Raw genomic sequence first — 24,551 nt, 5'->3', positions numbered from 1 at the left:
CACATGCGGCTCGGCATCAATCTCGGCTACTGGGGCGCTGGCATGGACGCCGACAACCTCGCCGTGGCCCAGGAGGCGGACCGCCTCGGCTACGACGTCTGCTGGGCGGCGGAGGCCTACGGCTCCGACGCCCCGACCGTGCTCGCCTGGGTCGCCGCCCAGACCGAGCGCATCGACGTCGGCTCCGCGATCCTCCAGATCCCGGCCCGCCAGCCCGCGATGACCGCCATGACCGCCGCCACCCTGGACTCCCTCACCAAGGGCCGCTTCCGGCTCGGCCTCGGCGTCTCCGGCCCCCAGGTCTCCGAGGGCTGGTACGGCGTCAAGTTCGACAAGCCGCTCGCGCGCACCCGCGAGTACGTGGAGATCGTCCGCAAGGCCATGAGCCGCGAGCGCCTCAGCTACGAGGGCGAGCACTGGACCCTGCCGCTGCCCGGCGGCCCCGGCAAGCCGATCAAGCTCACCGTGCACCCCGAGCGCGAGCACATCCCGCTCTACATCGCCGCCATCGGACCCAAGAACCTGGAGCAGACCGGCGAGATCGCCGACGGCGCCCTGCTCATCTTCCCGGCCGCCGAGCACCTGGAGGCGACCGCGCTCACCCACATCCGGGCGGGCCGCGAGAAGGCCGGACTGACCATGGAGGGCTTCGACGTCTGCCCGACGGTCCCGCTGGCCGTCGGCGAGGACGTGACCGGCCTCGCCGACATGTTCCGCCCGTACACGGCCCTGTACGTCGGCGGCATGGGCAGCCGGAAGCAGAACTTCTACAACCAGCTCGCCCAGCGCATGGGCTACGAGAAGGAAGCCGCCGAGATCCAGGACAAGTACCTGGCGGGCGACAAGACGGGCGCGGCCGCGGCCGTCCCGCACTCGCTGATCGACTCGACCACCCTGCTCGGCTCCGTCGAGCGGATCGCGGACGGGATGCGGGCCTACTCGGAAGCCGGGGTCACCACCCTCACGCTCGCCCCGGCCGGTTTCACCCTCGACGAGCGGATCACCGCCCTGCGGGCCGGCACGGAGGCCATGGAGCGCGCCGGCCTGGCATAGGCCCGGCCGAGGTCTCTGCGGCCGTGGTGGGGGCTCGGGGGTCTTCCCCGCCACGGCCGACACAGGCACAACGCGGGCGGCGCCCTCCGGGTTACGCCCGTGCCCGCGCCCGTTGCGTCGTTCATTCGGCCGAGCGGCGCCACCCCACGGTTGCCGGGCTCCCCGATCGGCCGTTGACTCGATGCATGCTCTCTGCCCGCAGCCTGTTCCAGGAGATCGTCGACAACGACGACTCGTTCCAGCTGTTCTGCTCCATCGCCGCCAGCGGGGAGTCCCAGGGCGGCTGGGAGAACGCCCGGATCGCGGCCCTGGTGCCCGACGGCATGCGCGCGCTCGCGCCGAAGATCGCCCGGCACGGCGCCGACGAGGACAAGCACGGCCGGATCTTCAACGCCCTGCTGCGCAAGCGCGGCCTGCCGCCCGTACCCGTGCCGCCGGAGGCCGACTACACCATGCTGCTGGAGCGGCGCGGCATCGGCCTCGCGCACGAGAAGCTGCGCCGCGAGGAGCCGCTGACCGAGGAGGACATCGTCGTCTACCTCGCCCACAGCCGGGTCACCGAGCAGCGCGCGGCCGACCAGATGGTCATGCTCGTCCGGCAGTTCGGTGACCACCCCGAGGTCGGCAAGGCCATCCGCATGATCAGCCACGACGAGGACAACCACCTCGCCTACTGCCACGAGGAACTGCTCCGCCTCGCGGGCAAGGGGCACGGCCGGACCATCCAGCGGGTGCTGCGCGACAGCGCCCTCGCCGAGATCTCCATCTACCGGGACGTGAGCCTCGCGGTCATGGACCACATGGGCCGGATCCTGCGCTGGCCCGCCCCCAAGGCGGCCGCGCTGGCCGCCGGGATCCGCGGGATGTACGCGTACGAGCGCTTCGCCGGCTGGCACCGGATGATCAGCCTGCGGCTGCCGGAGCGGCGCGACGCGCTGGGCGGCGCACCGCTGACCACGCCCGAGTACGCCTAGGGGGAGCCTCGGCCGTACCGGCCGCTGCCGTCACAGCCAGCCGCGGGTCTTGAACAGGCGGTGCAGGCCCAGACAGGCGCCCACCATCACCATGATCACGACCGGGTAGCCCCAGGACTGGCGCAGTTCCCACATGTGGTCGAAGTTCATCCCGTAGATGCCCGCCACCATCGTCGGGACGGCCGCCATCGCGGCCCAGGCCGAGATCTTGCGCATGTCGTCGTTCTGCCGGACGCCCATCTGCGCCAGGTGCGCGGCCAGCGCGTCCGACAGCAGCCGGTCCAGGCCCTCGATGTACTCGCTCGCCTTGGTCAGGTGGTCGGCGACGTCGCGGAAGAACGGCTGCGCGTGCTCGTGCACGAACGGCACGTTCCCGAAGGCCAGCCGGTCCATCGGCTGGAGGAGCGGGCTCGTCGCCCGGCGGAACTCCAGCACCTGCCGCTTGAAGCCGTAGATCCGGGCGGCGGTGTTCTTGGTGTCCGTCGCCTGCGGCGCGAAGACGTCGGCCTCCACCTCCTCCAGGTCGGCCTGCAGCTCGGCCGCGACCTCGATGTAGTGGTCGACCACCGCGTCGGACACCGCGTACAGCACCGCCGTCGGACCGTGCCGCAGGACCTCCGGCTCGTGCTCCAGCCGGTGGCGTACGGCGCTCAGAGCGGCCCCCTCGCCGTGCCGGACCGTGACCACGAAGGAGTCGCCGATGAAGAGCATCAGCTCGCCGGTGGTGACCGTGTCGGTGTCGTCGTCGTACATGACCGGCTTGAGGACGACGAACAGCGAGTCGTCGTACACCTCCAGCTTGGGGCGCTGGTGCGCGGTGAGCGCGTCCTCCACGGCCAGCTTGTGCAGCCGGAACTCCCTGCTGACGTGCTCGAACTCCTCCTCCGTCGGCTCGTACATGCCGACCCAGAGGAAGGCGTCACCGCCGGCCCGCGCCTCGTCGAGGGCGTCCGAGAGGTCCTCGGGCGCAGGAGAGCGGCGGCCGTCCCGGTACATGGCGCAGTCGACTATCACGGACGGCATTCTCCCCTGCCCGCACTCCGTCCGCACGCGACGGACACCGCTGAGGGGGTGTCCGGCCCTTCCGGCCCTGATCCGCCGGACACCCCCTACGCTTGCGCCATGGCCACGCTGATCCTCGTACGACACGGGCGGTCCACCGCCAACACCGCAGGTTTGCTCGCCGGATGGACGCCGGGAGTGGCCCTGGACGAGCGCGGCGCCGAGCAGGCGGCGGCGCTGCCCGGGCGGCTCGCCGCGGTCCCGCTCGCCGCCGTCGTGAGCAGTCCGCTCCAGCGCTGCGAGGAGACCCTCGCGCCGCTGCTCGCCGCGCGCCCGGAGCTGGCGCTGCACACCGACGAGCGGATCGGCGAATGCCACTACGGGGACTGGTCGAACCGCAAACTCTCGGAGCTCTCCGATGAACCCCTGATGAAGATCGTCCAGCAGCACCCCTCGGCCGCGGCCTTCCCCGGCGGGGAGTCGATGCGCGCCATGCAGGCGCGCGCCGTGGACGCCGTACGGGAGTGGAACGCGCGGATCGAGGAGGAGCACGGGAGCGACGCCGTCTTCCTCATGTGCTCGCACGGGGACATCATCAAGTCCCTGGTCGCGGACGCCCTGGGCATGCACCTGGACCTCTTCCAGCGCATCCACGTGGACCCCTGCTCGGTCACGGCCGTCCGCTACACGCCGACGCGGCCGTTCCTGCTCCGGCTCGGCGACACCGGGGACTTCGGCTCGCTCGCCCCGCGCCCGGCCCGGGCACCGGACGCGGCGGCGGCCGCCGCCGCGGACACCGAGACCTTCGAGAGCGCGACCGAGGACGGCGGGAACGCCGTCGTGGGGGGCGGTGCGGGCGCGGCGTGATCGACGGGCGCAGTAGGGTGGACTGGCCCAATTAATCGCCGCACCCGTGCAGCACCGCCCCCGCCACCGAGACTTGGAGACTGGACGTGCCCCGTCAGGTGTTCCTCTACGACCCGCCGGACCGCTTCGTGGCGGGCACGGTCGGCCTGCCGGGACGCCGTACGTTCTTCCTGCAGGCCTCCTCCGGCCCCCGCGTCACCAGCGTCTCCCTGGAGAAGACCCAGGTCGCGGCGCTGGCCGAGCGGATGGACGAGCTGCTGGACGAGGTCGTGCGGCGTACCGGGGGCAATGCCCCGGTCCCGGCCGTCGCCCCCGCCGAGGCCGCCGACACCGCCCCGCTGGACGTCCCGGTCGACGAGGAGTTCCGCGTCGGCACCATGGCCCTGGCCTGGGACGGCGAGGAGCAGCGGATGATCGTCGAGGCGCAGGCGCTGGTGGAGCTCGACGCCGACTCGGAGGAGGACCTCGCCGAGGCGGAGGAGCGGCTGCTCCAGGACGAGGAGAACGGCCCGCCGATGCTGCGGGTCCGCCTCACCGGCGCCCAGGCCCGGGCCTTCGCCAAGCGGGCCCTGGACGTGGTCAACGCCGGCCGGCCGCCGTGCCCGCTGTGCAGCCTGCCGCTGGACCCCGAGGGGCACGTGTGCCCGCGCCAGAACGGCTACCGGCGCCAGGCGTGAGCGCCACGGGGGAACTTGAGGAGCTGCTCGCCCGGGGCGAGCTCACCGTCGTCGGCCAAATCCGCGAGGCGTCCAACGCCGTGCTGCTGTGCACGGTGGCGTACGGCGGCGTGAGCGCCGACTGCGTGTACAAGCCGGTCAAGGGCGAGCGCCCGCTGTGGGACTTCCCCGACGGGAACCTGGCCCGGCGCGAGGTCGCCGCCTACCTGGTCTCCGAGGCCACGGGATGGGGCCTGGTGCCGCCGACCGTGCTGCGCGACGGACCGTACGGCGAGGGCATGGTCCAGCTGTGGATCGAGTCCGGGGCCGACGGGAACGGGGACGGCGACGGGGCCGCAGGGGATTCCGGGGATTCCGGGGCCGCCGGGTCCCCCGAAGAGGAGACCGGCGACGCCGGGGGCCTGCTGGCCCTCGTCGAGGGCGAGGAGGCGGGGGAGGGCTGGAAGCCGGTCGCCCTCGCCGACGTGGGGGAGGGCCGCACCGCGCTGCTCGTCCACGCCGACGACCCGCGGCTGCGCCGGCTCGCGGTCCTGGACGCCGTGATCAACAACGGCGACCGCAAGGGCGGCCACCTGCTGCCCGCACCCGACGGGCGGCTCTACGGCATCGACCACGGCGTGACCTTCCACCGCGAGGACAAGCTGCGCACCCTGCTGTGGGGCTGGGCGGGCGAACCGCTGACCGACGAGGCGCGCGCGGTGCTCACCGAGCTGGCCGCCCGGCTGGCCGACGGGGAGCCGCTCGCCACCCGGCTGGCCGAACTGATCACCCCGGTCGAGCTGGCCGCCGTACGGGCCCGCGTGGCCGATCTGCTGCGCACCGGAGTGCACCCGCAGCCGTCCGGGCAGTGGCCGGCCATCCCCTGGCCGCCGGTCTGAACAGGCCCGGCCCGGCGTAGCCCGGTCACGCACAGAACCAGCCGGACCGCAAGACCGCCGATCAAGCCAACAGTGCAGGTCCGGTTCGTTTTCGGAACACGCGTCCGGTTAGGCTCGACACATGCATGCCTGGCCCGCTTCTGAGGTCCCCGCCCTTCCTGGCAAGGGCCGCGACCTCCAGATCCACGACACCGCGACCCAGGGGACGATCACCCTCGCCCCCGGTCCCGTCGCCCGTATCTACGTCTGCGGCATCACCCCGTACGACGCGACCCACATCGGTCACGCGGCGACCTACAACGCGTTCGACCTCGTACAGCGCGTGTGGCTCGACACCAAGAGGCAGGTCCACTACGTCCAGAACGTGACGGACGTCGACGATCCGCTCCTCGAGCGGGCGCTGCGCGACGGCCAGGACTGGACCGAGCTCGCGGAGCGCGAGACGGCCCTCTTCCGCGAGGACATGACCGCCCTGCGGATGCTGCCACCGCAGCACTACATCGGCGCCGTCGAGGCCATACCGGGCATCGTGCCGCTGGTGGAGCGGCTGCGCGACGCCGGAGCCGCGTACGAGCTGGACGGCGACATCTACTTCTCGGTGGAGTCGGACGCCAACTTCGGCAGCGTCTCCCACCTCGACGCCGAGGCGATGCGGCTGCTGTCCGCGGAGCGCGGCGGCGACCCGGAGCGCCCGGGCAAGAAGAACCCGCTGGACCCGATGCTGTGGATGGCCGCCCGCCCGGGCGAGCCGAGCTGGGACGGCGGCTCGCTGGGCCGCGGCCGGCCCGGCTGGCACATCGAGTGCGTCGCCATCGCCCTGGACCACCTGGGCATGGGCTTCGACATCCAGGGCGGCGGATCCGACCTGGTGTTCCCGCACCACGAGATGGGCGCCTCGCACGCGCAGGCGCTGACGGGCGAGTTCCCGATGGCCAAGGCGTACGTGCACGCGGGCATGGTCGCGCTGCACGGCGAGAAGATGTCGAAGTCGAAGGGCAACCTGGTCTTCGTCTCCGCGCTGCGGCGCGCCGGGGTGGACCCGGCGGCGATCCGCCTCGCGCTGCTCTCGCACCACTACCGGGCCGACTGGGAGTGGACGGACGAGGTCCTGGAGCAGGCGGTGGCCCGCCTGGAGCGCTGGCGCGCGGCCGTGTCCCGCCCGGACGGCCTCCCGGCGGACGCCCTCGTCGAGGAGGTCCGCGAGGCCCTGGCGAACGACCTGGACGCCCCTGCCGCGCTGGCGGCCGTGGACCGCTGGGTGGACGCCCAGAACGCCTCCGACGGGGACGACGAGTCCGCGCCGGGCCTGGTCTCGCGCACGGTCGACGCCCTCCTGGGCGTCGCCCTGTAGGGCGCCGCGTCCGAAACCGCCGATGCCCCCGACCGGATGGTCGGGGGCATCGGCGTGTCCGGCTACGCGTCCGGGGTGTCGTCCTCGCCCGGCTCGGTGTCGGCCCCCGCCTCGGGGTCCGGCTTGCGCTTGGGCGGGCGGGTCAGGCCGCTCGACGTGTCGCGCAGGTACGAGCCGTCGCCCGGCTCGGCCGAGGGGGCCGCCGGGTCGCGGCGGCGCAGGTACCGCTCGAACTCCCGGGCGATGGCGTCACCCGAGGCCTCCGGCAGGTCCGCGGTGTCCCGAGCCTCCTCCAGCGTCTGGACGTACTCCGCCACCTCGCTGTCCTCCGCGGCCAGCTGGTCCACGCCGAGCTGCCACGCCCGCGCGTCCTCCGGGAGTTCGCCCAGCGGGATCCGGATGTCGATCAGGTCCTCCAGCCGGTTCAGCAGGGCCAGCGTCGCCTTCGGGTTCGGCGGCTGCGAGACGTAGTGCGGGACCGCCGCCCACAGCGAGACCGCCGGGACGCCCGCGTGGGTGCAGGCCTCCTGCAGGATGCCCACGATCCCCGTCGGGCCCTCGTACTTGGTCTCCTCCAGGTCCATCGTCCGTGCCAGGTCCGCGTCCGAGGTGACCCCGCTGACCGGCACCGGCCGGGTGTGCGGGGTGTCCCCGAGCAGCGCGCCCAGGATCACGACCATCTCCACGCCCAGTTCGTGCGCGAAGCCCAGGATCTCGTTGCAGAACGACCGCCACCGCATGGACGGTTCGATGCCCCGCACGAGCACGAGGTCCCGCGGCTTCGCGCCGCCGATCCGCACCACCGACAGCCTCGTCGTCGGCCACGTGATCTTCCGTACCCCGTTGTCCAGCCACACCGTCGGCCGGTTGACCTGGAAGTCGTAGTAGTCCTCGGCGTCCAGTGCCGCGAAGACCTCGCCCTTCCACTCCCGGTCCAGGTGCGCGACCGCACCGGAGGCCGCGTCACCCGCGTCGTTCCAGCCCTCGAACGCGGCCACCATGACCGGGTCGATCAGCTCGGGCACGCCCTCAAGCTCGATCACCCAGGTCTCCTTCCGAAGTTCCCTTGCGTACGTGGGCCAGCCTAAGCCTTGAGGGGACACCGGCCACAGCCCACGACAGAGGGGCGGTTCCCCTCGGAACCGCCCCTCTTCCCCACCTGCGTACGAGCTATGCCTTGCGGCCCAGCATCTCCTGGACCCGCGCGCGCACGGACTCGTCGTCGAGGCCGCGGACCGTCACCGTGGTGCGGCGGCGCAGCACGTCGTCGACCGTCTCGGCCCACTCGTTGTCGCGGGCGTAGGCGACCTGCGCCCAGATCTCCGGGCCGTCCGGGTGGATCCGCTCGGCCAGCGCCGGGTCCTCGTTCGCCAGGCGCGCGATGTCGAAGGCCAACGAGCCGTAGTGCGAGGCCAGGTGGCGGGCGGTGAGCGGGTCCATCCGGGTGCCGGGCTCACGGTCCACCAGGAGGCGGTGCGCGACGGCGTTCGGGTTGGCGACACCGGGCAGCGGCACGCGGCGCACGAGGGACTTCACCGGCTCCATGTCGTCGGTGAGCGGGCTGCCGGGCAGCTTGGCCAGCTTGTCCATGACCACGCGGCCGATGTGCCGGTACGTCGTCCACTTGCCGCCGGCCACCGACAGCATGCCGCCGGCGCCCTCGGAGACGACGGTCTCGCGCTTGGCCTTCTCGACGCCGCCGGGGCCGCCGGGCAGCACCCGCAGGCCGGCGAAGGCGTACGTCATCAGCGAGCGGTCCAGGTCGGCGTCCTTCACCGAGAAGGCCGCCTCGTCCAGGATCTGCTGGATGTCGGCCTCGGTGGCGCGCACGTCCGCCGGGTCGCCCTCGTACACCTCGTCGGTGGTGCCGAGCAGCAGCTGGTCCTCCCACGGGAGGGCGAAGGTGATGCGGTACTTGTCGATCGGGGTGGCCATGGCGGCCTTCCACGGCGACTTGCGCTTCATGACGATGTGCGCGCCCTTGGAGAGGCGGATCGACGGCATCGAGTGCTTGTCTTCCATGCGCCGCAGGTGGTCCACCCACGGGCCGGTGGCGTTGAGCACGACGCGCGCGTCGACGCCGAACTCGGTGCCGTCGAGGCGGTCCTTGAGTTCGGCACCGGTGACCCGGCCGCGCGTCATGCGCAGGCCGGTGACCTCGGCGTGGTTGAGGACGACGGCGCCCGACTCGACGGCCGCGCGGACCGTCATGACGGCGACGCGGGAGTCGTTCATCTGGTGGTCGTAGTAGACCGCGACGGCCTTGAGGTTGTCCGTCTTCAGACCCGGGTTGTCGGCGGCGGCACGGGCCGGGGATATGACCTTGCCCATGCCGTCGCCGAAGGCCGAGAGGGCGGAGTAGGCGAAGACGCCCGCGCCCAGCTTGGCCGCACCGACCGGTCCGCCCTTGTAGACCGGCAGGTAGAAGGTGAGCGGGTTGACCAGGTGCGGGGCCACGTCCTTGGCCAGCACCCGGCGCTCGTGGTGGTTCTCGGCGACCAGCTTGACCGCGCCGGTCTGCAGGTAGCGCAGACCGCCGTGGACGAGCTTGGAGGAGGCGGAGGAGGTGGCGCCGGCGAAGTCGCCGGCGTCCACCATGGCGACCCGCAGACCCGACTGCGCGGCGTGCCAGGCCACCGAGGTGCCCAGGATTCCACCGCCGATGACCAGCAGGTCGTACGTGGCCTTGGCCAGCTGCTCACGGGTCTCGGCGCGGCTCGCGTTCGAGCCGGCGGTCGGGTGCGTACCCAGGGTGGGGACGCTCTGCAGGGTGCTCATATCTCTTAGCTCCTCGTCGATTGACTCAGCTGGTGCGTCAGCTGGCGTCTTCGTCGTCGATCCAGCCCATGGACCGCTCGACGGCCTTGAGCCAGTTCTTGTACTCGCGGTCCCGCTGTTCGGCGGGCATCCGCGGGGTCCACTCCGCCGCGCGGCGCCAGTTGGCGCGCAGGGCGTCGGTGTCGGGCCAGAAGCCGACGGCCAGGCCGGCGGCGTAGGCGGCGCCGAGGCAGGTGGTCTCCGCGACCATCGGACGGACCACGGGGGCGTCCACGAAGTCGGAGAGGGTCTGCATCAGCAGGTTGTTGGAGGTCATGCCGCCGTCGACCTTGAGGGCCGCGAGCTCGACGCCCGAGTCCTTGGTCATGGCGTCGGTGATCTCGCGGGTCTGCCAGGCGGTGGCCTCCAGGACGGCACGGGCGATGTGCGCCTTGGTGACGTACCGGGTGAGGCCGGCGATCACACCGCGGGCGTCGGAGCGCCAGTACGGGGCGAACAGGCCGGAGAAGGCCGGCACGAAGTAGGCGCCGCCGTTGTCCTCGACGGAGAGCGCGAGGGTCTCGATCTCGGCCGCGGTCTTGATCATGCCCATCTGGTCGCGCATCCACTGGACGAGCGAGCCGGTGACGGCGATGGAGCCCTCCAGCGCGTAGACCGGCTTCTGGTCGCCGATCTTGTAGCCGACCGTGGTCAGCAGGCCGCTGTAGGAGTTGATGACCTTGTCGCCGGTGTTCATCAGCATGAACGTGCCGGTGCCGTAGGTGGACTTGGCCTCGCCCTCGGCGAAACAGGTCTGGCCGAAGAGCGCGGCCTGCTGGTCGCCGAGCGCCGAGGCGACCGGGACACCGGCGAGGACGCCGTCCTTGACGTGGCCGTAGACCTCGGCGGAGGACTTGATCTCGGGGAGGATGTCGAGCGGCACCTCCATGGACTCCGCGATCTTGGCGTCCCACTCCAGGGTGTGCAGGTTCATCAGCATGGTGCGCGAGGCGTTGGTGACGTCCGTGACGTGCACACCGCCCTGGGCGCCACCGGTGAGGTTCCAGATGACCCAGGAGTCCATGGTGCCGAAGAGGATGTCGCCGGCCTCGGCGCGCTCGCGCAGGCCCTCGACGTTGTCGAGCAGCCAGCGGGCCTTCGGACCGGCGAAATAGCTCGCCAGCGGCAGGCCGGTCTCGCGGCGGAAGCGGTCCTGGCCGACGTTGCGGCCGAGCTCCTTGCAGAGGGCGTCGGTGCGGGTGTCCTGCCAGACCAGCGCGTTGTGCACCGGCTCGCCGGTGTTCTTGTCCCACAGGACGGTGGTCTCGCGCTGGTTGGTGATGCCGATGGCCTTGACGTCCGCGGCGGTGATCTCGGCCTTGGCGATGGCCCCGGCGACGACCTCCTGGACGTTGGTCCAGATCTCGGAGGCGTCGTGCTCGACCCAGCCCGGCTTCGGGAAGATCTGCTCGTGCTCCTTCTGGTCGACGGCGACGATGCGGCCGTCGCGGTCGAAGACGATGCAGCGGGAGGAGGTGGTGCCCTGGTCGATCGCGGCGATGAAGGGGCCGGTGCTGCTGGTCATGTGGCTGCTCCTGGCAGGTCTAGGTAGGCGGAATCAGGTGGGCAGTGCGATCTTGCGATACGTGCCGGTGCTGATCAGGCGAACGCGATGTTGTACAGACCACCGGCGAGGGCGGCACCGACGAGCGGGCCGACCACCGGGATCCAGGAGTATCCCCAGTCGGAGCCGCCCTTGTTGGGAAGCGGCAGCAGGGCGTGGACGATGCGCGGACCGAGGTCGCGGACCGGGTTGATGGCGTAGCCGGTCGGGCCGCCGAGCGAGAGGCCGATGCCGACGACGACGAACGAGGTGATCAGGACGCCGATGACGCCGAGGCCCTTGCCGTCGGCCTGCAGGCCCTGGGTGAGGATCGCCAGGACCAGGACGGCCGTGCCGATGATCTCGGTCGCGAGGTTCTGGACGACGTTGCGGATCTCGGGGCCGGTGGAGAAGACACCGAGCACCGGGCCGGCCTGGTCGTGCGGGTGCGGGTCCTCCGGGCCGAGCTTGGCGTCACGGATGTGCTCCGGGTCCGAGAGGTGCACCCGGAACTGGCCGTAGTAGGTGATCCACATCAGGACCGCGCCGAGCATGGCGCCGAGGAGCTGTCCGGCGAAGTAGACCGGAACGTCGCTCCAGTCGCTGTTCTTGATGGCCAGACCGACGGTGACCGCCGGGTTGAGGTGCGCACCGGAGAGCGGGGCGGACACGTAGGCGGCGATCAGAACGGCGAAACCCCAGCCGAACGTGATCGCGAGCCAGCCTGCGTTCCTGGCCTTGGAGCTCTTGAGTGTCACGGCGGCGCAGACGCCACCGCCGAGCAGTGTGAGCAGGGCGGTACCGATGGTCTCGCCGATGAAGATGTCGGAGGTGGACACCCGCGACTCCTTTGCCTTGCAGGGGTGGGCGGACACCGGGTCCCGTCCGGTGGTCCGCGCACTCGGTGAGTGGTTCACCGGTCCTTGGCCTTGCCACACCCTAACGCGTATTGCCGGTAGGTGTTCGACAATGCCGACCGATGAACGGCAGTTTTCCGCTCAGGTGAAGAACGCGTCAAGGGTCGGCCAGGCCAAAGTGTCGGATCGTTACCACTAGGTACGATCAGCCAAACCCGGCCATCGGATGGCCGAGATATGGCGAAAAGAGGGCAGAAAGCAGCCAGGTGATGGCTGGAAGTCGCCTGAAGGGGCCTAGAACCGGCCCGCGCCGAGGTCGCGTGAAACAGCGCGCGCACAGTCCCGTACGGACGCCACGAGGCTCGCCCGGGGCTCCCCGGACTCCCCGCACACCCGTTCCACGGCCCCCGCGACCGCCACCGCGCCCACCGGCATCCGGCGCCGGTCGTGGATCGGGGCCGCCACCGAGGCGATGCCGTCCCAGGTCTCCTCGACGTCCGCGGCCCAGCCGCGCGCCCGGGTCAGGTCGAGGACCTCCTCGAAGCCCGTGCCGTCGGTGACCGTCCGGGGCGTGAACGCCTCGCGGTCCGCCTCCATCGCCTCCGTATGGGCGACCGGGTCGTACGCGGAGAGCACCTTGCCCAGAGCCGTGGAGTGCAGCGGCTGCATGGCCCCCACCTCCAACACCTGGCGGCTGTCGTCCGGGCGGAACACGTGGTGCATGATCAGCACTCCGCTCTTGTGGAGCACGCCCACGTACACGCTCTCGCCGCTCGCCCGGGCCAGATCATCCGTCCAGACCAGCGCGCGGGCGCGCAGCTCGTGCACGTCCAGGTAGCTGTTGCCCAGGCGCAGCAGCTCCGCGCCCAGCTGGTAGCGGCCCGAGGCGGGGTCCTGCTCCACGAAGCCCTCGGCCTGCAGCGTGCGCAGGATCCCGTGGGCGGTGCCCTTGGCCAGGCCCAGGGAACTGGCCACGTCCGAGAGGCCCAGCCGGCGCTCGCCGCCCGCCAGGAGTCGCAGCATCGCAGCGGCTCGTTCGAGCGACTGGATGTTCCGTGCCATCGCGCAGCCTCCTGCTGACGTAGTTCGACAATGCTGAACAGTATCGGTCGATGTCGACCTTGTGCATGGTTGGGCAACTGTTCAGGCCTCCGTCGACCAGGACACCCCTGGTAGACCCCCGCGCACAGAATGCAGTCCGCCACGTGGGACAGCCTCACCGGGGCGGGTGCCGCGCGGTTACCCTGACCGCGTGCACCCTTGACACAGCGAGGGTGCAAAGCCGACAGCCGTCGCATCCCAGGGAGCACAACCATGGCCTCGTTGCCGAACCCGCCCGCTGACACCCAGACCCGGGCCGATGCCCTCCGAGAGGCGCTCGCGACCCGCGTGGTCGTCGCCGACGGAGCCATGGGAACGATGCTCCAGGCGCAGGACCCCTCCATGGAGGACTTCCAGCAGCTCGAAGGCTGCAACGAGGTGCTGAACGTCACCCGCCCCGACATCGTGCGCTCCGTCCACGACGCGTACTTCGCGGTGGGCGTGGACTGCGTCGAGACCAACACCTTCGGCGCCAACTTCGCCGCGCTCGCCGAGTACGACATCCCCGAACGCAATTTCGAGCTGTCGGAGTCCGGCGCCCGCATCGCCCGCGAGGTCGCCGACGAGTACACCGCCGCCACCGGGCGGCAGCGCTGGGTCCTCGGCTCGATGGGCCCCGGCACCAAGCTGCCCACCCTGGGCCACATCGACTACGCGACGATCCGCGACGCCTACCAGGTCAACGCCGAGGGCCTGATCTCCGGCGGGGCCGACGCCCTGCTCGTCGAGACCACCCAGGACCTCCTGCAGACCAAGTCCTCCGTCATCGGCGCCCGCCGCGCCATGGAGGCGCTCGGCGTCTCCGTCCCGCTGATCTGCTCCGTCACCGTCGAGACCACCGGCACCATGCTGCTCGGCTCCGAGATCGGCGCCGCGCTCACCGCGCTGGAGCCGCTCGGCATCGACATGATCGGCCTGAACTGCGCCACCGGCCCCGCCGAGATGAGCGAGCACCTGCGCTACCTGGCCCGCAACGCGCGCATCCCGCTCTCCTGCATGCCCAACGCCGGCCTGCCCGTCCTCGGGAAGAACGGCGCGCACTACCCGCTGACCGCCCCCGAGCTCGCCGACGCCCAGGAGACCTTCGTCCGCGAGTACGGGCTCTCCCTCGTCGGCGGCTGCTGCGGTACGACGCCGGAGCACCTGCGCCAGGTCGTCGAGCGGGTCCGCGAGCTCAGCCCGGCCGTCCGCGAGCCCCGCCCGGAGCCGGGCGCGTCCTCGCTCTACCAGACCGTCCCCTTCCGCCAGGACACCGCGTACATGGCGATCGGCGAGCGGACGAACGCGAACGGCTCGAAGAAGTTCCGCGAGGCCATGCTCGAAGCCCGCTGGGACGACTGCGTCGAGATGGCCCGCGACCAGATCCGCGAGGGCGCGCACATGCTCGACCTCTGCGTGGACTACGTAGGCCGCGACGGCGTCGCCGACATGAAGGAGCTCGCCGGCCGCTTCGCCACGGCCTCGACGCTGCCGATCGTCCTGGACTCCACCGAGGTCCCCGTGATCCAGGCGGGGCTGGAGAAGCTGGGCGGCCGCGCCGTCATCAACTCGGTGAACTACGAGGACGGCGACGGCCCCGACTCCCGCTTCGCGAAGGTCACCCGGCTGGCCCGCGAGCACGGCGCCGCGCTGATCGCGCTGACGATCGACGAGGAGGGCCAGGCCCGCACGGTCGAGCACAAGGTCGCCATCGCCGAACGCCTGATCGAGGACCTGACCGGCAACTGGGGCATCAACGAGTCGGACATCCTCATCGACACGCTGACCTTCACCATCTGCACGGGCCAGGAGGAGTCCCGCAAGGACGGCATCGCGACGATCGAGTCGATCCGCGAGCTCAAGCGCCGCCACCCCGACGTCCAGACCACGCTCGGCCTGTCCAACATCTCCTTCGGCCTGAACCCGGCCGCCCGCGTGCTGCTGAACTCGGTCTTCCTCGACGAGTGCGTCAAGGCCGGCCTGGACTCGGCGATCGTCCACGCCTCCAAGATCCTGCCGATCGCACGCTTCGACGAGGAGCAGGTCACCACCGCCCTCGACCTGATCTACGACCGGCGCGCCGAGGACTACGACCCGCTCCAGAAGCTGATGGCCCTCTTCGAGGGCGTCAACACCAAGTCCCTCAAGGCCGGCCGCGCCGAGGAGCTCATGGCGCTCCCGCTCGACGAGCGGCTCCAGCGCCGCATCATCGACGGCGAGAAGAACGGCCTGGAGGCCGACCTCGACGAGGCCCTGCGGGACCGCGCCGCCCTCGACATCGTCAACGACACCCTCCTGGAGGGCATGAAGGTCGTCGGCGAGCTCTTCGGCTCCGGCCAGATGCAGCTGCCGTTCGTCCTCCAGTCCGCCGAGGTCATGAAGACCGCGGTCGCCTACCTCGAACCGCACATGGAGAAGACGGACGACGAGGGCAAGGGCACGATCGTGCTCGCCACCGTCCGCGGAGACGTCCACGACATCGGCAAGAACCTCGTCGACATCATCCTCACCAACAACGGCTACAACGTCGTGAACATCGGCATCAAGCAGCCGGTCTCCGCGATCCTCGAAGCCGCGCAGGAGCACAAGGCCGACGTCATCGGCATGTCCGGCCTCCTCGTGAAGTCGACCGTGATCATGAAGGAGAACCTGGAGGAGCTCAACCAGCGCAAGCTGGCGGCCGACTACCCGGTGATCCTCGGCGGCGCCGCCCTCACCCGCGCCTACGTCGAACAGGACCTCCACGAGATCTACGAGGGCGAGGTCCGCTACGCCCGCGACGCGTTCGAGGGCCTGCGCCTGATGGACGCCCTGATCGCCGTCAAGCGGGGCGTCCCCGGCGCCTCGCTGCCCGAGCTCAAGCAGCGCCGCGTCGCCAAGCGGGACACCCCCCTCCTGCAGGTGGAGGAGCCGGAGGAGAAGGGGGGCCGCTCCGACGTCGCCGTCGACAACCCGGTCCCCACCCCGCCGTTCTGGGGCACCCGCGTGGTCAAGGGCATCCCGCTGAAGGACTACGCCTCCTGGCTGGACGAGGGCGCGCTGTTCAAGGGCCAGTGGGGGCTCAAGCAGGCCCGCGCCGGCGGGGCCACGTACGAGGAGCTCGTGGAGAGCGAGGGCCGGCCGCGGCTGCGCGGCCTCCTGGACAAGCTGCACACCGAGAACCTGCTCGAGGCCGCGGTGGTCTACGGGTACTTCCCCTGCGTCTCCAAGGGCGAGGACCTGATCATCCTCGACGACGAGGGGAACGAGCGGACCCGCTTCACCTTCCCGCGCCAGCGGCGCGGCCGGCGCCTGTGCCTGGCCGACTTCTTCCGCCCGGAGGAGTCCGGCGAGACCGACGTGGTCGGCCTCCAGGTGGTCACCGTCGGGTCGAGGATCGGCGAGGCCACGGCCAAGCTGTTCGAGTCCGACTCGTACCGCGAGTACCTGGAGCTGCACGGCCTGTCGGTCCAGCTCGCCGAGGCCATGGCCGAGTACTGGCACGCCCGCGTCCGCGCCGAGCTCGGCTTCGGCGGCGAGGACCCGGCCGCGGTGGAGGACATGTTCGACCTGAAGTACCGCGGCGCCCGCTTCTCGCTCGGCTACGGGGCCTGCCCCGACCTGGAGGACCGAGCGAAGATCGCCGACCTCCTCCGGCCGGAGCGGATCGGCGTCCACCTCTCCGAGGAGTTCCAGCTCCACCCGGAGCAGTCCACCGACGCGATCGTCATCCACCACCCCGAAGCGAAGTATTTCAACGCACGCTGACGCGGACCGACGTACACTTGTCGGTCCCATACAGGCCGGTCGCCTGTTCCCCGGGGGAATGCCCATGGGGAAGAGGCGACCGGCCTTCTCGTCCCCTGAGAGAGGTGTGTGCCGGATGACCAGCACCGTTCCCGCGCCCGTCGCCCGTACGGCCGACGGGCATGCCCTGCAGGCGGTGCTGCTGGACATGGACGGCACCCTCGTCGACACCGAGGGTTTCTGGTGGGAGATCGAGGTCGACGTCTTCGGCGAGCTCGGCCACCGGCTCGAGGAGTCCTGGCGCGACGTCGTCGTCGGCGGGCCGATGACCCGCAGCGCCGCCTTCCTCATCGAGTCCACCGGCGCCGCCATCACCCTTTCGGAGCTGAGCGTCCTGCTGAACGAGCGCTTCGAGGCGCGGATCGCCGACCAGGTCCCGCTGATGCCCGGCGCCGAGCGGCTGCTGGCCGAGCTGGCCCGGCACAACGTGCCCACCGCCCTCGTCTCCGCCTCGCACCGCCGCGTCATCGACCGGGTGCTGCGCACCCTGGGCCCCGAGCGGTTCGCGCTGAGCGTGGCCGGCGACGAGGTGGCCCGTACGAAGCCGCACCCCGATCCGTACCTGCTCGCCGCCCGGACCCTCGGCGCACACCCCTCGCGCTGCGCGGTCATCGAGGACACCGCGACGGGCGTGGCCTCCGCCGAGGCCGCCGGCTGCCGGGTCGTGGCCGTGCCCTCCGTCGGCGTCATCGCGCCCGCGCCCGGCCGCACCGTCGTCCGCTCGCTGGAGGACGTCGACCTGCCGTTCCTGCGCTCCCTCATCACTCCGATGAACTGATCGCATACGCTCAGTGCCGAACGGAATCGTGGTGTGACCGAGGTCCCACGGAAGGATCTTCCGTTCCATGGCCTGGAGGCTGAAATTCCATCCTTTCCGTGGCAGTTCTAACGGGTGACCTTTGTCACCCGCCAAGCCCCCGACGGACCTGTCCGGGGGCTTGGAAACCTGCCCTTGTGTCCGGATTGATCAGCTCCTGACCGAATCTGCGGTGACCGGCACATAGACAGGCAGTCCGCACCCATCACCGTGCGATTACGCCCCAAGTCCTGCCAGTTCAAGCCATCCCCTCCCAGACCACTAATGTCGACGCGGGCACTACGCCGCACCTCTGCTGTCCCGGACGCACACCCATGTGCCGGAACCGCGTGGACCGATCGTCACAACACCGGCCCGATCGTTCCGCCCTGAACGGGCGACCGCCGCGAAGTGCCCTTTACGCCGCTTTGAGCAAGTGCCGGTCAAGGGAGTACTTCCAGCATGAACCGCAAGACCCTGGTGCTGACGGCCGCGGCCGGACTGCTCACCCCCACGCTCGCCGCCTGCGGCAGCACGAGCGGAGGCGGAGCGGGATCCGGAGTGATCGTCGTCGGAACCACCGACCGGTTCGAGGCGGCCGATTACGCTCCCGCACCGTTCGACCCGGCCTACGCCTACGACGCCGGCGCCTGGAACGTCCTGCGGCAGACCGTCCAGACGCTGATGCACACCCCCCGCGGCGGCGGCCAGCCCGTCCCCGAAGCGGCCTCCGACTGCCGCTTCACCGACACGGGCAACGAGAGCTACCGCTGCACCCTGCGCCCCGGCCTCAAGTTCGCGAGCGGCGAGCCCCTGACGGCCAAGGACGTCAAGTTCTCCATCGACCGCGTCCTCGCCATCAAGGACGAGAACGGCCCCTCCTCGCTGCTCTCCACCCTCGACACCGTCGAGGTGAAGTCCGCCGACACCGTCGTCCTCCACCTGAAGACCCCGGACGCGACCTTCCCGTACAAGCTCTCCACCCCGGCCACCGGCATCGTCAGCGAGAAGAACTACGACGCCAAGAAGCTCCGTGACGGCTTCGCCGTCGACGGCTCCGGGCCGTACACGATGAAGGCCGAGGTCAAGGACAACCACCTCGTCCGGGCGGTCTTCAGCAAGAACCCGAACTACAAGGGCGACTTGAAGCTGCAGAACGACAAGGTCGAGCTGCGCACCTTCGACGACTCCGCGGCCATGGGCAAGGCCCTCAACGCCGGGTCCGTCCACATGGTCTCGCGCACCCTGTCGCCCGCCCAGATCACCGAGTTCGCCGCCAAGCCGCCCAAGGGCGTCAAGCTGGTCCCGATGCCCGGCCTGGAGATCCGCTACATCGGCTTCAACACCGATGCCCCGGCCGTCAAGGACAAGGCCGTACGCCAGGCCCTCGCCGCCGCCGTCGACCGCAACGCGATCATCGACAAGGTCTACGGCAAGTCCGCGCAGCCGCTGTACTCGCTGGTCCCGAGCTCCGTGCCCGGCCACGTCAACTCCTTCTTCAACAAGTACGGCGAGGCCAACACCGCGAAGGCCGCCGACCTGCTGAAGGCCGCCGGGATCAAGACCCCGGTCAAGCTGACGCTGAACTACACCAAGGACCACTACGGCGACGGCACGGCCACCGAGTTCGAGACCCTCAAGAACCAGCTGAACTCCACCCAGCTGTTCGACGTCACCGTCCAGGGCTCCGACTGGTCCGACTTCCGGCCCGCGCAGAAGAAGGGCGACTACGCCGCCTACGGGCTCGGCTGGTTCCCCGACTACCCGGACGCCGACAACTTCCTCGCCCCCTTCCTGGAGCAGGACAACTTCCTGGGCACGCCGTACGCCAACGCCGCGGTGCGCACCAAGCTCATCCCCGAATCCCGGCGCGCCGTCGACCGCAACGTCGCCGTCCCCGCGATCACGGAGATGCAGGACATCGTCGCCGAGGACGTGCCCGTCCTGCCGCTGTGGCAGGGCAAGCAGTACGTCGCCGCACGCGACGGGATCACCGGAGTGGAGTGGTCGGTCAACGCCATCTCCGACCTCCAGCTGTGGGAGCTCGGCCGCGGCGTCAGCGGCTGAGACCAGCAGTACCGGCAGTACCGGCGGCGGGTGTCGCAGGCCGGCGCAACGAAACAGTTCGACTGACTGTGAAGGACGTTCGCGTGATGAGACGTAACCAGTGGCTTGCGGCCCCGCTCGGCGCGGCCACCGCCGCCGCACTGCTCAGCGGTTGCGGTTCGACCGGCAGCCCCACCGCCGACGGCGGCGGCAAGGGCGTGGTCATGGGCATATCCGACCGGGTACGGTCCACCGACCCCGCCTCCGGCTACGACGCAGGGTCCTGGCTGCTCTTCAACAACGTCTTCCAGTCCCTGCTGGCCTTCCCCAAGGGCGGCGGCACCACGCCGGAGCCCGACGCCGCGCAGAGCTGCAACTTCGAGGGCGCCGACAGCAAGCTCTACAAGTGCACCCTGCGCGCCGGCCTGAAGTTCAGCAACGGCCACCCGCTCACCTCCAAGGACGTCAAGTACTCCTTCGAGCGCACGCTGAAGATCAACGACGACAACGGCCCCGCCGTGATGCTCGCCTCGATCGCCGGCATCGACACCCCCGACGACAAGACCGTCGTCTTCCGCCTCAAGAACTCCGACGCGACCTTCCCCAGCAAGATCGCCTCGGGCGCGGGCTCGATCGTCGACCACAGCGAGTACCCGGCGGACAAGCTGCGCACCGACAACAAGGCCGTCGGCTCGGGCGTCTACAAGCTGGACTCGTTCAACGACAAGAGCGCCGGCTTCTCCGTCAACGAGAACTACAGCGGCAAGGCCAAGGCGAAGAACACCGGCGTCACGCTCAAGTTCTTCAACGGCGACCAGGCCGGCCTGAAGAAGGTCCTGGAGGGCGGCGACGTCGACTTCGCCTTCCGCGGCCTCGCCGCCAAGGACATCGCCGCCCTGTCCTCCACCAAGACCGGGGACAACAAGGTCGAGGTCGTCCAGGGCACCGGTGCCGAAGTCGAGCACCTCGTGTTCAACATGAACGACCCGGTCGCCGGCAAGCTCCCGATCCGCAAGGCCATCGCCTACCTCGTGGACCGCGAAGCGATCGTCAAGGAGGTCTACGACGGCACCACGACCTCCCTCTACTCGATCGTCCCGGCCGGCATCGCCTCCCACAACACCGCCTTCTTCGACCGCTACGGCGGCAGCCCGCAGCCGAAGAAGGCCGAGGCCGTCCTGCGCGCCGCCGGCATCAAGGACAAGGTGAAGATCACCCTGTACTCGACGACGACGCGCAACGGTCCCTCCACCGACCAGCAGTTCCAGCTCATCGCCAAGCAGCTCAACGAGAGCGGGCTCTTCGAGGCCGACGTGAAGTCCGTCGAGTTCACGCAGTACGAGAAGGACATCCAGGACGGCAAGTACGGCGTGTACGTCAAGGGCTGGGTCCCCGACTACCCCGACGCCGACAGCTTCACCCAGCCGTTCTTCGGCCCGGACAACGTCGTGCACAACAACTACGACAACAAGGAGATCAGCGGGACGATCATCCCGTCGACCGCCGCCAAGTCCGACCGCACCGCGGCCAACCCGGACTACAACCGGCTGCAGGACCTCGTCGCCGAGGAGATCCCGCTGCTCCCGCTCTGGCAGAGCAAGCAGTACGCCGTCACCCGCCAGAACGTGACCGGCCTGCAGTGGTCGCTGGACGCCTCGACCGTCTTCCGCTTCTGGGAGATCAGCAAGGGCTGACCCGACCCGGTACGGCGAAGGGGCCGGCGGCCGCGCGATGCGGCCGCCGGCCCCTTCGGCCGTTCCGGCGGGGTCAGGCCCCGGCGCCGGGCCGCACGAGACCGCTCTCGTACGCGTACACCGCCGCCTGCACCCGGTCGCGCAGGCCGAGCTTGGTCAGCACGTGCCCCACGTGCGTCTTCACCGTCGTCTCGCTGACGAACAGGTCCGCCGCGATCTCCGCGTTCGACAGGCCGCGCGCCACCAGCTTCAGCACCTCGACCTCCCGCTCGGTCAGCGTGCCCAGCGTGTCCGGCACGCTCTCCTCGCCCGACGGCAGATGGCCCGCGTACTTGTCCAGCAGCCGCCGCGTGATGCTCGGCGCCAGCATCGCCTCGCCGCCCGCCACCACCCGGATCGCCTGCACCAGCTCGACGGCCGGCGCGTCCTTCAACAGGAACCCGCTCGCCCCCGCCCGCAGCGCCTCCACCACGTACTCGTCCAGGTCGAAGGTGGTCAGCACGAGCACCTTCGCCGGGCCGTCCCGGCCCGGACCCGTGATCTGCCGGGTCGCCTCCACCCCGTCCATCCGCGGCATCCGGATGTCCATCAGCACCACGTCGGGCTGCAGCGCCCGCACCTGGTCCAGCGCCTGCAGACCGTCCCCGGCCTCGCCGACGACCGCCAGGTCCTGTTCGGCCTCCAGGATCATCCGGAAGCCGGTGCGCAGCAGCGGCTGGTCGTCGACCAGTAGGACGCGGATCGCCACGGTGGGGTACCTCGTATTCGTACGGCGGCTCGACGGACGCCGCCCATTCTGCCCTGATCGGCCCCTCAGGATTCCCCGGCCCCGGGCCCGGCCGCGGCTCCGGGCCCGGCCTCGGGCCGCGGGGCGATCACCAGCGGATAGACCGGGGGAGTCCCGCCGAACTCCGGACACACCGCCTGGTGGTCGCACCAGCCGCACAGCTTCGTCGGCCGCGGCCGCCAGTCACCCGTCTCCGTCGCCTCCTTGATCGCGTCCCACAGCGCCAGCAGCTTGCGCTCCACCCGCTCCAGGTCCGCGATCACCGGGTCGTACGTCAGCACGTCCCCGCTGCCCAGATAGACCAGCTGCAGCCGCCGCGGCACGACCTGCTTCAGCCGCCACACCACCAGCGCGTAGAACTTCATCTGGAACAGCGCGCCCTCGGCGTACTCGGGCCGCGGCGCCTTGCCCGTCTTGTAGTCGACGATCCGCACCTCACCCGACGGCGCCACGTCCACCCGGTCGATGATCCCGCGCAGCCGCAGCCCCGACTCCAGCTCCGTCTCCACGAAGAACTCCCGCTCCACCGGCTCCAGCCGCGTCGGGTCCTCCAGCGTGAACCACCGCTCCACCAGCGCCTCGGCCTCCGTCAGCCAGCGCGCCAGCCCCGCCCCCTCGTCCGCCTCCGGGAACAGCTCCACCAGCTCCGGCTTCGACTCCAGCAGCCGGTCCCACTGCCCCGGGATCAGCGCCTTCGCCCGCGGCGCCGTCCGCTCCACCGCCGGGTGGTCGAAGAGCCGCTCCAGCACCGCGTGCACCAGCGTGCCCCGCGTCGCGGCCGCACTCGGCTTCTCCGGCAGCTTGTCGATCACCCGGAACCGGTACAGCAGCGGGCACTGCATGAAATCGCTCGCCCGCGAAGGGGAGAGCGAAGAAGGCGCCACAGCGCGCGGCGCTGCGTCGGCATCGGCTGCGCCAGGAACCGGACCGGGGCTCGTCGTCATGGACAAAACCCTACGACCCGCCACCGACAGCGCGCGCATACCATCGACGCCGAGCACCCTCGCACTGCATGATCGGAGCATCACACCGCGCTACCAGGGACCCCGCCCCGCACCGAACGTGCACCTGCACCACACTGAAAGCACCGCCGGCCGCAACCCGCCGGACAGCACCGAACGAAGGACAGCCGTGGCAGACACCGACGAAACCGGCGAGCGCGCAGACAAGCGCTCCGGACCGGGCGGCGGCATCCTCATGGGCCGCCCCTTCGGCGTTCCCGTGTACGTCTCGCCCAGCTGGTTCCTCGTCGCCGCCCTCATCACCTGGGTCTTCGGCGACCAGCTCGACCGCGTCCTGCCCGACCTCGGCCCGGCCCGCTACCTCGTCTCTCTCTTCTTCGCCGTCGCCTTCTACGCCTCGGTCCTCGTCCACGAACTCGCCCACACCGTCGCCGCGCTGCGCTTCAAACTGCCCGTGCGCCGGATCCAGCTCCAGTTCTTCGGCGGCGTCTCCGAGATCGAGAAGGAGTCCGAGACCCCCGGCCGCGAATTCGTCCTCGCCTTCGTCGGCCCCCTCCTCTCCCTCCTCCTCGCCGGCGCCTTCTACCTCGGCATGGAGCTCGTCGACCCGGCCACCGTCCCCGGCGTCCTGCTCGCCGGCCTGATGATCTCCAACCTGCTCGTCGCCGCGTTCAACCTGCTCCCCGGCCTCCCGCTCGACGGGGGCCGCATGCTGCGCGCCGTCATCTGGGGCATCACCGGCAAGCCCATGACCGGCACGGTCGCCGCCGCCTGGGTCGGCCGCGCGCTGGCCGTCGCCGTCCTCATCGGACTCCCGATGGTCACGCACACCGGGATCCTGGGCACCGGTGCGGGTGCCATCGATGCGACCGGAATGAACACCGTCATGGACGCCCTGCTCGCCGCGATCCTCGCCGCCATCATCTGGACCGGCGCCGGCAACAGCCTGCGCATGGCCCGCCTGCGCGAGCACCTCCCCGAGCTGCGCGCCCGCGCCCTCACCCGGCGCGCGGTCCCCGTGGAGAACGCCACCCCGCTCTCCGAGGCCCTGCGGCGCGCCAACGCCCACGGCGCCCGCGCCATCGTCGTCGTCGACGGCCACGGCGACCCGCTGTCCATCGTCCGCGAGAGCGCCATCGCCTCCGTCCCCGAACACCGCCGCCCCTGGGTGGCCGTCAGCACCCTCGCCCAGGAGCTCACCGACGGGATGAGGGTCTCCGCCGAACTGTCCGGGGAGGAACTCCTCGACCACCTGCGGGCCACCCCCGCCAGCGAGTACCTCGTCCTCGAACCCTCCGGCGAGATCTACGGCGTCCTGTCCACCCTCGACGTCGAGAAGGCCTTCGTGAAGGCCATGGCGCGGCCCCAGTCCTGAAGCCAA

19 protein-coding genes are annotated in these 24,551 nt (G+C 70.6%); 11 read left to right on the top strand and 8 right to left on the bottom strand.

Annotation, left to right across the window (positions count from 1 at the left end; translation table 11 throughout):
• Positions 1–3: 3 nt before the first annotated feature.
• Positions 4–1,053 carry an LLM class F420-dependent oxidoreductase gene (locus tag ACFYZS_RS37790; RefSeq protein WP_389023271.1) on the top strand — a complete coding sequence of 350 codons (1,050 nt, stop codon included), beginning with the start codon at positions 4–6 and terminating at the stop codon, positions 1,051–1,053.
• Between the two features lie 185 nt (positions 1,054–1,238).
• Positions 1,239–2,027, top strand: coding sequence for a ferritin-like domain-containing protein (locus ACFYZS_RS37785; protein ID WP_389023268.1), 789 nt, complete (start codon positions 1,239–1,241; stop codon positions 2,025–2,027).
• 30 nt (positions 2,028–2,057) lie between these two features.
• On the opposite strand, the gene ACFYZS_RS37780 is transcribed toward ACFYZS_RS37785, so the two are convergent.
• Positions 2,058–3,050, bottom strand: a complete 993-nt coding sequence (locus ACFYZS_RS37780) for a magnesium and cobalt transport protein CorA (protein ID WP_389023265.1) — start codon at positions 3,048–3,050, stop codon at positions 2,058–2,060.
• A gap of 99 nt (positions 3,051–3,149) precedes the next feature.
• On the opposite strand from ACFYZS_RS37780, the gene ACFYZS_RS37775 reads away from it, so the two are divergent.
• The 4 genes from ACFYZS_RS37775 to mshC all read left to right on the top strand — a co-directional run bounded on the left by ACFYZS_RS37775 (position 3,150) and on the right by mshC (position 6,802).
• On the top strand, positions 3,150–3,896 hold the full coding sequence (locus tag ACFYZS_RS37775; RefSeq protein WP_389023262.1) for a histidine phosphatase family protein: 747 nt from the start codon (positions 3,150–3,152) through the stop codon (positions 3,894–3,896).
• An 86-nt stretch (positions 3,897–3,982) separates the two neighbouring features.
• A complete protein-coding gene (locus ACFYZS_RS37770) occupies positions 3,983–4,573 on the top strand; it encodes a DUF3090 domain-containing protein (protein WP_030157160.1) in 591 nt (196 codons plus the stop codon).
• Entirely contained in the window at positions 4,537–5,451 is a 915-nt protein-coding gene (locus ACFYZS_RS37765; protein ID WP_389023259.1) for an SCO1664 family protein, read from the top strand. Before ACFYZS_RS37770 ends, ACFYZS_RS37765 begins: the two co-directional genes overlap by 37 nt.
• 121 nt (positions 5,452–5,572) lie before the next feature.
• Positions 5,573–6,802 carry a cysteine--1-D-myo-inosityl 2-amino-2-deoxy-alpha-D-glucopyranoside ligase gene (gene mshC, locus ACFYZS_RS37760; RefSeq protein ID WP_389023256.1) on the top strand — a complete coding sequence of 410 codons (1,230 nt, stop codon included), beginning with the start codon at positions 5,573–5,575 and terminating at the stop codon, positions 6,800–6,802.
• Positions 6,803–6,864: 62 nt separating this feature from the next.
• On the opposite strand, the gene ACFYZS_RS37755 is transcribed toward mshC, so the two are convergent.
• The 5 genes from ACFYZS_RS37755 to ACFYZS_RS37735 form a co-directional block, all read right to left on the bottom strand.
• The gene (locus tag ACFYZS_RS37755) at positions 6,865–7,845 is read right to left on the bottom strand and encodes a PAC2 family protein (protein WP_389023253.1); all 981 of its coding nucleotides are present in this window, start codon (positions 7,843–7,845) and stop codon (positions 6,865–6,867) included.
• Positions 7,846–7,972: 127 nt separating this feature from the next.
• Entirely contained in the window at positions 7,973–9,580 is a 1,608-nt protein-coding gene (locus tag ACFYZS_RS37750; protein WP_389023250.1) for an FAD-dependent oxidoreductase, read from the bottom strand.
• Between the two features lie 37 nt (positions 9,581–9,617).
• Complete coding sequence (gene glpK, locus ACFYZS_RS37745; protein ID WP_389023246.1) at positions 9,618–11,144, bottom strand: glycerol kinase GlpK; 1,527 nt, start codon at positions 11,142–11,144, stop codon at positions 9,618–9,620.
• A 74-nt stretch (positions 11,145–11,218) separates the two neighbouring features.
• Complete coding sequence (locus tag ACFYZS_RS37740; RefSeq protein WP_389023243.1) at positions 11,219–12,001, bottom strand: MIP/aquaporin family protein; 783 nt, start codon at positions 11,999–12,001, stop codon at positions 11,219–11,221.
• A gap of 312 nt (positions 12,002–12,313) precedes the next feature.
• Entirely contained in the window at positions 12,314–13,081 is a 768-nt protein-coding gene (locus tag ACFYZS_RS37735; RefSeq protein WP_389023240.1) for an IclR family transcriptional regulator, read from the bottom strand.
• Between the two features lie 252 nt (positions 13,082–13,333).
• Between ACFYZS_RS37735 and metH the strand changes: the two genes are divergently transcribed.
• The 4 genes from metH to ACFYZS_RS37715 all read left to right on the top strand — a co-directional run bounded on the left by metH (position 13,334) and on the right by ACFYZS_RS37715 (position 21,421).
• On the top strand, positions 13,334–16,846 hold the full coding sequence (gene metH / locus ACFYZS_RS37730; protein ID WP_389023238.1) for a methionine synthase: 3,513 nt from the start codon (positions 13,334–13,336) through the stop codon (positions 16,844–16,846).
• A 115-nt stretch (positions 16,847–16,961) separates the two neighbouring features.
• Positions 16,962–17,663, top strand: coding sequence for an HAD family hydrolase (locus tag ACFYZS_RS37725; RefSeq protein ID WP_389023235.1), 702 nt, complete (start codon positions 16,962–16,964; stop codon positions 17,661–17,663).
• A gap of 480 nt (positions 17,664–18,143) precedes the next feature.
• Positions 18,144–19,748, top strand: a complete 1,605-nt coding sequence (locus tag ACFYZS_RS37720) for an ABC transporter substrate-binding protein (protein WP_389023233.1) — start codon at positions 18,144–18,146, stop codon at positions 19,746–19,748.
• Positions 19,749–19,834: 86 nt separating this feature from the next.
• Entirely contained in the window at positions 19,835–21,421 is a 1,587-nt protein-coding gene (locus tag ACFYZS_RS37715) for an ABC transporter substrate-binding protein (RefSeq protein ID WP_389023231.1), read from the top strand.
• Between the two features lie 73 nt (positions 21,422–21,494).
• Here ACFYZS_RS37715 and ACFYZS_RS37710 read toward each other — a convergent pair whose 3' ends face one another.
• Both ACFYZS_RS37710 and ACFYZS_RS37705 read right to left on the bottom strand, forming a co-directional pair.
• Complete coding sequence (locus tag ACFYZS_RS37710; protein ID WP_030860282.1) at positions 21,495–22,169, bottom strand: response regulator transcription factor; 675 nt, start codon at positions 22,167–22,169, stop codon at positions 21,495–21,497.
• Positions 22,170–22,234: 65 nt separating this feature from the next.
• Positions 22,235–23,152, bottom strand: coding sequence for a RecB family exonuclease (locus tag ACFYZS_RS37705; protein WP_389023228.1), 918 nt, complete (start codon positions 23,150–23,152; stop codon positions 22,235–22,237).
• On the opposite strand from ACFYZS_RS37705, the gene ACFYZS_RS37700 reads away from it, so the two are divergent.
• Positions 23,049–24,545, top strand: a complete 1,497-nt coding sequence (locus ACFYZS_RS37700; RefSeq protein ID WP_389023225.1) for a site-2 protease family protein — start codon at positions 23,049–23,051, stop codon at positions 24,543–24,545. The two genes, ACFYZS_RS37705 and ACFYZS_RS37700, sit on opposite strands and share 104 nt — an antisense overlap.
• Positions 24,546–24,551 lie beyond the last annotated feature (6 nt).

This window comes from Streptomyces sp. NPDC001903 (genome assembly GCF_042891345.1).
Lineage (GTDB): Bacteria > Actinomycetota > Actinomycetes > Streptomycetales > Streptomycetaceae > Streptomyces.
This window is presented reverse-complemented; position numbering and strand designations above follow the sequence as displayed.